This is a genomic window from Kitasatospora sp. NPDC093558, assembly GCF_040683475.1.
Lineage (GTDB): Bacteria > Actinomycetota > Actinomycetes > Streptomycetales > Streptomycetaceae > Kitasatospora.
The window spans coordinates 1-7,980 of record NZ_JBFBDY010000296.1 but is presented as its reverse complement, the minus strand read 5'-3'; the positions used below and the strand labels follow the sequence as shown (position 1 = coordinate 7,980).

The following is a 7,980-nucleotide window of genomic DNA, read 5'->3' as shown; positions in this document are numbered from 1 at the left end:
GAAGCCGGCCAGCGCCGTGCCCGCGTTCATCCGCCGCCGCGCCTTCGCCGAGCGCACCGCGCAGTTCTACGGCCCCGGCAAGAGCCTGTGCGTCTACGTGGGCGCCGAGCCCGTGCCGCTCCACCGGATCGTCCCCGCCGACCTGACCGGCTGGCGCCACCACCCCACCAACGACGAGGTCGCCGTCGACCCGGTCCTCGGCCGGATCGCGTTCCCGGCCCGCCACGCGCCTGCCGAGGGCGTCTGGGTGGACTACCACTACGGCTTCAGCGCCGACCTCGGCGGCGGCGAGTACGTCCGCCCGCTCGGCCCGCAGCGCCCGCCCGCCTTCTACCGGGTCGGCAAGGACCGCGAGCTCACCGGGATCGACGCCGCCCTGCGCCGCTGGCAGGCCGACAAGGCCGCCGACCCCGACGGCACGCACGAGGCCGTCATCGAGATCACCGACAACGGGGACTACCTGGAGCACCTCGCCGTCACCCTCGACCCGGCCGACCACCTCACCATCCGCGCGGCCCAGCAGACCCGCCCGCTCCTGCGCGTCCTCGACTGGAGCAGCAACCGCCCCGACGCCCTGCACGTGATCGGACCGGCAGGCTCTTGCGGCAAGCCCCCGCGGATCACCCTCGACGGCCTCCTGATCGCCGGCCGCGGCCTGCGCGTCTCCGGCGGCGTCGGCGCGGTCACCATCCGCCACTGCACGCTCGTGCCCGGCTGGTCGCTCGACCAGGAGTGCAACCCCGAGCACGCCGAGGAGGCGAGCGTCGAACTCGCCGACACCCCGGCCTGCCTCCGTGTCGAGCACAGCATCCTCGGCCCGGTCGTCGTCAACGCGGACGAGGTCCACGCCGAACCCAACCGGATCGGGCTCTGCGACAGCATCCTCGACGCCACCGCCCACGGCCTCACCGCCCTCTCCGCCCCGGACCGGCGCCCGGCCCACGCCGTCGTCGACCTCCGCCGCACGACCGTCCTCGGCTCGGTCCTCACCCACGCCGTCGGCCTCGTCGAGAACACCGTCGTCACCGGCTGCCTGCACGTCGACCACCGCCAGTCCGGCTGCGTCCGCTTCACCCGGTTCGGCCCCGGCTCCCGCACGCCCCGCCGCTTCCACTGCCTCGACGGCACGCCGCCGCCCCGCTTCACCAGCACCCGGTACGGCACCCCCGGCTACGCCCAACTCGCCCAGGACTGCCCGGAGGCGATCCGGCGCGGCGCCGACGACGGCTCCGAGCTGGGCGCCTTCCACGACCTCTTCCAGCCCCAGCGCGAGGACAACCTGCGCCTGCGCCTGGCCGAGTACACCCCCGCCGGCTGCGACGCCGGCCTCGTGATCGTCACGTGACCGTCCCTTAGGAGCCCGTCCATGCAAGGCGACTTCTCCCGCACCACCTTCGACCCGCGCAAGCACTACTCCGCCGTCCTCACCCAGCAGGGCCGCGTCCAGCTCGACGCCGACCTCAACGAGCAGGGCGCCCTCCTGCTGCACCAACTGCGCACGACGGTCGCCGACCTTCTCGGGCCCGCCGTCGCACCCGCCGTCGGCGGCGGCTTCGCGATCGACGCGGTCGCCGGGAAGAAGCCGCAGGAGGACCTCAGGATCCCGGCGGGCCGGATGTACGTGGACGGCATCCTGGTCGAGAACGAGCTCGACACCGCCTACTGGACGCAGCCCGACCTGCACCTCGACCCGACCGACCCGACCTCCCAACTCCCCCAGGACAAGCCCTTCGTGGTGTACCTGCGGGTGTGGGAGCGGCTGATCACCGCCCTCCAGGACCCGGCGATCCGCGAGGTCGCCCTCGGCGACCCCGGCCCCGACACGGCGGCCCGCGCGAAGACCGTCTGGCAGGTCGCCGCGCTCCCGGTGGCCGCCGCCACGACCGCCGACGCGCTGACCGAGTTCGCCACCCGTCTCGCCGCCTTCCGCCCGACCGGCCAACTGCGGGCCCACGCCAAGCAGCCGCCGGCCGTCCCCGAGGACCGCTGCGAACTGCCGCCGGACAGCCGGTTCCGCGGCCCGGAGAACCAGCTCTACCGCGTCGAGGTGCACACCGGCGGCCCCGCCTGGCCGGCGACCACCACCCCGAAGGCCCGCCGCGGCCACCTGCCCGGCGCGACCTTCAAGTGGTCCCGCGAGAACGCCTCCGTCGTCTTCCCGGTCACCGCCCTCCACGGCGCGGTCGCCACCGTCACCGCCCTCGGCCGGGACGGCAAACTCGGCCTGGAGGTGGGCGACTGGGTCGAGCTGGTCGACGACACCACCACCGGACACGTCGCCGACGACACCGTCCTCGCCGACCCGCCCCGCCCCTCGCCCCGCCTGCGCCAGGTCCTCGCGATCGACGCCGTCGACCTCCTGGTCACCCTCGACCACCAGGACGGCGCCAACGACTGCGCCCTCGGCGCCCACCCCTTCCTGCGCCGCTGGGACCACGTCGCCGCAGCGGACGACGGTGCCCTCCCCCTGGTCGAAGGCCCCTGGCTGGACCTGGAGGATGGCGTCCAGGTCCAGTTCCAGCCGGGCTCCGGCAGGCGGGGCACCTACCGCCGGGGCGACTACTGGCTGATCCCCGCCCGCACCGCCACCGGCGACGTCCTGTGGCCCCAGGCCCCCGACGGCCCAGCCCCCCAGGACCCGTCCGGAGTGCCGTACCACTACGCCCCACTCGCCTACGTCAACGGCGCAACGATCGACGCATCCCCGCGCAAGACCTTCCGCCCCCTGGGGAGTTGAACGACGAGCGAGCGGGCCGGCGGCCGGTCGCCGACCCGCTCACCTCACAGGGCCGCGGGCGCCGGCGACGGCCGGGATCACCTTGCGCGCGGCCATGGCCTGGCGGGTGCGCAAGTCGGCACCCATCGGGCGATTGTCCAGGCCGAGCACGCCGGTGACGATCCCAGGGCAGGCCCGGCGGCATCAGTGCAGCAGGGCGCGGCCGATGCCGTCGTCCGTGCCCGGGGCCGCGTCGACCGCCGCGTCCAGCAGGCGCCGCATTCCCGGGGAGGGGTTCACGCCCAACTCCCGCTGCAGCAGCAGGCGGTAGGCGTGGTAGGTGTGGATCGCCTCGCTGTAGTTGCCCTCGGCGAGATGGATCTCCAGCAGCAGCCGGTGCGGGCTCTCGCGCAGGGGCTCGGCGCGCAGCGCGGCGTGGACGGCTTCGAGGGCGCCGCCGTAGTCGCCGGCGTGGAGGTCGCGCACGGCGAGCTTCTCCATGGTGTGGAGGTAGAGCTGGCGCAGCCGTTCGCGCTCCAGCAGCACCCAGTCGTCGTACCAGCCGGGCAGGAGCTCGCGCGGGCCGCCGGCGAGCAGCACGCGCCGGTCGCCCGTGCCGGACTCGTCGATGCCGGCGAGCAGTTCGTCGACGTCGAGGCGCACCGTGGCGCGCAGCCGCAGCGTCTCGCCCGCGGCGGCGAGCACGGGCGCGCCGGACTGCTGGAGCCGCCACAGGGCCGTCCGGAGCCGGCCGAAGGCCTTGGTTTCGTCGGACTCCGGCCACAGCGTGCCGGCGACGAGGGCGCGGTGGGCCTCGCGGCGCAGCGCGACGAAGGCGAGGAGGCGTTGGAGCGTCCTGGCCAGGTGGACGGGCTTCGCCCCGCAGTCGAGCGCGAAGCCGTCGAGCAGCCTCAGCCGAGCGGAAACGCCCATACACCCGCCCCCTCGCTCAAGGAGTTCCGCGTACGATCATGCCCCGCTGGGGCGCCCTCACCCCGGGCGTCACGATTTCACCCGTTCGAGCGATAAGGATCACGCTGAGGTGACGTCAGGCCCGCTCCGGGCCCGCGCCTCCCCGTACGCGGCGAGCACGCCCAGGTAGCGGCGGCGGACGTCCTCGCGGTCGGTGGCCTCCGGCACCGACTCCTGGTTGAGGCGTTCGATCATCTCGGCCTGGGCGATGAGCACCCGGCGCTGCTGCTCGGTCCTGGTCTCGGCCATGATCTCGGCGAGCGCGTCGAGTTGGCGGATCAGCACGGCGGGCATGCCGGGGGCGGCCTGGCGGATCTTCTCGAAGCTGCGCTGCACGAGCCGCTCGTAGCTGACGGGCGCGGTCATCACGCGGATGTAGCCGTCCTCGTCCCGGTGGACGGGGTTCGGGCTCCAGTGGGCGGCGATCCGGCACAGGCCCTCGCCGAGCCAGTCGATGCAGGTCAGCGCGGTGAAGGTGTCGTTGACGGCGGTGGACAGCGCCCGGATGGCGATCTCCACGAGCTGGTCGACGGCGAAGGCGATGTCCTGGGCGAGCGTGCGGGTCGAGCCGGTGATGTGGGCGCGGGCGAAGCTGCGGGCCACCTCGGGCGCGGCCTCGGCGGGCCAGACGGTGGCGAGCTGGTGGCCCTGGACGAGGAAGTGCCCGGGCCGGTGGTCGAGCCGGATGACGGCGTCGAGCTCGGCCGCCATCCGCACGAGCGTGCGGTGCCGGACGAACTGCAGGTACCCGCTGGCGGGCGCCGGGACGGCCGCGCCCGAGGTGTCCAGCCGGACGTTCAGCTCCTCGGCCGTGGGCCCCTTGGCCTCGACCCCCACCGCCGGCTCCGGCCCGCCCGCGCTCGCCTCGATCGCCTCGGACAGCTCGGCCGCGATGTTGGCGATCACCCGGGGCAGCTGGATGGACGTGGCGATGTGGTGGATGAAATAGATCAGCACCCCGAGGTCCGCCATGACGAGGACCATGCACACGGTGATCGACAGGTGCGGCACGAAGTCCCCGTGCGAGCCGGGCCCGATGACGACGAGCGCGAGGATCGCGTAGACGAACGTCCCGACGAAGGTGCCGAGGGTGAGCTGCGTGGTCCGGTCCCGGATGAAGGTGCGCAGCATGCGCGGCCCGAACTGGGTGGAGGCCAGGGTCAGCGTCACGATCATGATGGAGAACACCACGCCGACGACCGTGATGAGCGCCGCCGCGATGGCCGCGAGGATCTGCCGCGCCGCGTCCGCCGTCCCGCTGATCACCCAGGTCGGCAGGTCCAGGTCCCCGCGGTACGCGGCCTTGTCCAGCGCCAGTGTGACGACGAAGAGCACCCCGGCGAGCGCGACCTCCAGGATCGGCACGACCCACAGGTTCGTCCGCAGGGCCTCCCGCCGCCACTGCGCCTCCAGGTGGACCCCGCGGATCACCTCGCCCACCTCCCGACACCCCGGCCAGCGGAATATTTCCACCCTAAAGTGAACGAAGCGTGACGGCCTCCTCCCGGGGCGAACCGGGAGGAGGCCGCCGTCAGGCAGCTGTACCGATCACTCGGGCAGCTGGCGCTTGAGGAGGAAGTTCCAGCGGTCGGCGGTGTAGGGGTTCACCGGGGCGACCACCTCCCAGCCCTCCTTGCCGAGCTTCTCCAGGTCGCCGACGTTCTTGCCGCCGGGCTGGGCGACGGCCCAGCGGTACTCCCAGTGCGGGGTGGTCACCTGCGGCTTGGCGGTGGCCGCCGGGGTGGTGTCGGCGGTGGCCGCGACGGTGCCGGCCGCGGCGAGCAGCACGGTGGCCGCGGCACCGAGGGCAGCGCGGCCCACGTAGCGCCGGTGGGATCGAGCAGGGGCGTCGTTCATGGGGTTCGGGGACTCCTAGGTGATCGTGATCGAGAAGGCGACCTGCGCCTTGGTGCCCGCACTCGCGGTGACGAGGTCCGGGCCGGCGTGGCCGGCGGCGGTCAGCTGGGGGGCGGTGGCGTAGCCGTCCTGGTCGGTGGTGACGCTGGTGTCGTCCTTGCCGTCCGGGAACTTGAGGCCGGGGCCAGGGGTGGAGAACGCGATGGTCGCGCCCTTGACCGGCTTGCGGTCCTTGTCGACGGCCTGGACCTTGAGGCGCACCGGCACCTTCTGGCCACTGGGCACCTTCTGGTCGTCGCCGTCGACGGCCCAGAGGCGCTCCACCTTGGCGGTGGTGGCGTCCACGCCGCCGGCGCGAACGCTGGGGACGGAGGGGGCGGTGGCGGAGTGCGCCTGGCCGCCGGTGGCGGTCAGGACGACCCCGAGCACGGCGGTGGCCACGGCCGCCGCGGTGCGCTTGAGCGGGAGGCTCATGAACGTTCCTTCCGGGAGCTGGAGTCGGCCGGGATCAGCACGGCTTGAACGAGTTGAAACCACTGAACTTGGAGTCCTTGCCGAACGGCGTCATCTCGTGCGAGGTGCCCTGGAACGCGCCCTTCTCGTACCAGCAGTAGCGGACCGGGGAGTTGTTGATCCACCCGCTGACCTTCTGGTCCCCGGTGAGCGTCGCCCCGTCGGTGAGCCTGACCCGGGTGAGGTCCCCGACCTCGGTGCCCGGCAGGACGGCGATGGCGCCGTAGTCGTACCACCCGTCGTAGACGCACACCCAACCCGCCGGGCAGGGAACGGCCTTGCTGTTCTTGCTGTCGCCGTTGAGGATGTGCACGCCGGGCGGATTGCCCGGCGGCGCCTCGGCGGCGACGGCCGTGCCGCAGGTGAGCGCCGCCGCTCCGGCCAGCGCGAGTGCGGCCTTCGCCAGGCGTGCGCCCCGGCGGCCGGTCGTCGGTACGGTCGTCGGTACGGTCATGTGGCTGGTCCTCACTTCGAGTCGGGAAGGGCCTCGGTCCACACGGCCTTGCCGATGATCGGCGCCTCCTCCGTGACCGGTCCGATGCGCTGGTAGCGCTGGGTCTTCTTGTCGCAGTCGAGGATCCGCTCGTAGTACCCCGTGACCTCCACGGTCTCGATGCCGACGTACCGGATGTAGCCGACCCCCACGCCGGCGGTCAGCCGGATCTCGGTCTCCCTCTCCACCGAGTTGGTCTCGGCGAAGGCGAAGCCGTAGGAGGCCGAGAACTTGCTCTTCACGCTGGCCGAGAAGATGCCGAAACTGGAGCTCGCTTCGGCGCTGATCTCGTAGCCCAGGTCGACCTTGTGGGAGAACTTCTTGGTCAGCGACTCCTTCGTCCTCACCGTCTCGTCCCGCGGCTCGGAGCCCTTGCGGTTGTCGAAGGTGAGCTTGTCCGCAATCTCGCGCTTGAACACGGGGTCGCCGACCGGCTCGTAGTGCCACTTGCCGTCGCACTCGACGGTGGGCTGCTGGGCGACCGCCGCCTGCGGCGCCGCGAGCAGCGGGACGGAGGTGGCGAGCAGCGCGGCGGCGAGAGCGGCCGCGCGGGAGCGGTTCAGGAGTTCCACGGCGTCCCCAGGAGCTTGAGGTCGGTGGCCTTGTCCGCGCTGTCGGCGGTCCACCAGACCTGGGCGTTGGAGCCCTTCTTGATGTCGAAGTCGGCGTGGACGCTCCGCTTCGACTTGATCTGCCGCCACATGATGTCGTTCATGCTCTTCATCGACTGCGCGCACTTCTTGGGGTCGGCGCCGGTGCCCTTGCCGCCATCGCAGTCGTAGACGACGAGCGACAGGTCGCGGTACGCGCGGCCGGTGTTGGTGAAGGTCAGCCGGCCGCCGTCCTTGAGCTCGCACCAGGTGACGGTGCCACCGTCGACCTGCATCTCCGGGCCCGCCTTGCCCGTGCAGGCCGGTTCGGCGGCCGGGGTCTGGGCACCAACGGCGGGGGCGCCGGCCGAGATGGCGAAGACGGCTGCGGCGCCGGCCGCCGCGGCGATGATGCGGCCGCGGCGTGCGGGCGCGGGTGGTGAGTGGAACACGGTCCTCCCAAGTCATGAGCAGGCCCCGGGACTTGACTCCCGGGGTCGAGCACCGTGCCTAAGTGGGAGGAACTGCTTGGAGTAACGGATGATCACCCTCCCGGTGATCATCGGACGAACCGATGTTCCCGTCGGTCGTGACCGACCTGCGGCTTCACCGGCGCCCTCGAATGTGCGCACGAGTGCTTGGGCCTGTCTTCAAACCCCCGCCTGCCGTGCGGGCGGACGACGGGGGTTTGAAGACAGGCCCTTGGAGCCGTCACAACCGACCGAATCAGCCTCCGACCTCCGCCAGCCGTCGCCGCAGGTACCGCCGCTCCGCCGCGCTCGCCGTCAGCCCGAGCGCCTCGCGGTTCGCCGTCGCGGCCTCCGGCAGGCGGCCCAGCC

At 72.6% G+C, this 7,980-nt stretch carries 8 protein-coding genes and 1 pseudogene; 2 read left to right on the top strand and 7 right to left on the bottom strand.

Going from position 1 to position 7,980, the window contains the following annotated elements; translation table 11 throughout:
- Together AB0O00_RS24100 and AB0O00_RS24095 are read left to right on the top strand one after the other, a co-directional pair.
- Nucleotides 1-1,345 (top strand): annotated as a pseudogene (locus AB0O00_RS24100) (hypothetical protein); the annotation flags it as partial.
- A gap of 21 nt (nucleotides 1,346-1,366) precedes the next feature.
- Nucleotides 1,367-2,737 (top strand): DUF6519 domain-containing protein, encoded by a 1,371-nt coding sequence (locus AB0O00_RS24095; RefSeq protein WP_363655000.1) that lies wholly within the window; start codon nucleotides 1,367-1,369, stop codon nucleotides 2,735-2,737.
- Between the two features lie 183 nt (nucleotides 2,738-2,920).
- Here AB0O00_RS24095 and AB0O00_RS24090 read toward each other — a convergent pair whose 3' ends face one another.
- The 7 genes from AB0O00_RS24090 to AB0O00_RS24060 form a co-directional block, all read right to left on the bottom strand.
- Nucleotides 2,921-3,649: a BTAD domain-containing putative transcriptional regulator gene (locus AB0O00_RS24090; RefSeq protein WP_363654998.1), complete on the bottom strand. Its 729-nt coding sequence runs from the start codon at nucleotides 3,647-3,649 to the stop codon at nucleotides 2,921-2,923.
- Between the two features lie 99 nt (nucleotides 3,650-3,748).
- Nucleotides 3,749-5,119, bottom strand: coding sequence for a DUF2254 domain-containing protein (locus AB0O00_RS24085; protein WP_363654996.1), 1,371 nt, complete (start codon nucleotides 5,117-5,119; stop codon nucleotides 3,749-3,751).
- A gap of 117 nt (nucleotides 5,120-5,236) precedes the next feature.
- On the bottom strand, nucleotides 5,237-5,545 hold the full coding sequence (locus AB0O00_RS24080) for a hypothetical protein (protein WP_363654995.1): 309 nt from the start codon (nucleotides 5,543-5,545) through the stop codon (nucleotides 5,237-5,239).
- Between the two features lie 15 nt (nucleotides 5,546-5,560).
- On the bottom strand, nucleotides 5,561-6,019 hold the full coding sequence (locus tag AB0O00_RS24075; protein WP_363654993.1) for a hypothetical protein: 459 nt from the start codon (nucleotides 6,017-6,019) through the stop codon (nucleotides 5,561-5,563).
- A 34-nt stretch (nucleotides 6,020-6,053) separates the two neighbouring features.
- The gene (locus AB0O00_RS24070; RefSeq protein WP_363654991.1) at nucleotides 6,054-6,512 is read right to left on the bottom strand and encodes a peptidase inhibitor family I36 protein; all 459 of its coding nucleotides are present in this window, start codon (nucleotides 6,510-6,512) and stop codon (nucleotides 6,054-6,056) included.
- A gap of 11 nt (nucleotides 6,513-6,523) precedes the next feature.
- Nucleotides 6,524-7,123: a hypothetical protein gene (locus AB0O00_RS24065; protein WP_363654989.1), complete on the bottom strand. Its 600-nt coding sequence runs from the start codon at nucleotides 7,121-7,123 to the stop codon at nucleotides 6,524-6,526.
- Nucleotides 7,111-7,593 (bottom strand): hypothetical protein, encoded by a 483-nt coding sequence (locus AB0O00_RS24060; RefSeq protein ID WP_363654988.1) that lies wholly within the window; start codon nucleotides 7,591-7,593, stop codon nucleotides 7,111-7,113. The genes AB0O00_RS24065 and AB0O00_RS24060 overlap by 13 nt, the downstream gene beginning before the upstream one ends.
- Between the last annotated feature and the right edge of the window lie 387 nt (nucleotides 7,594-7,980).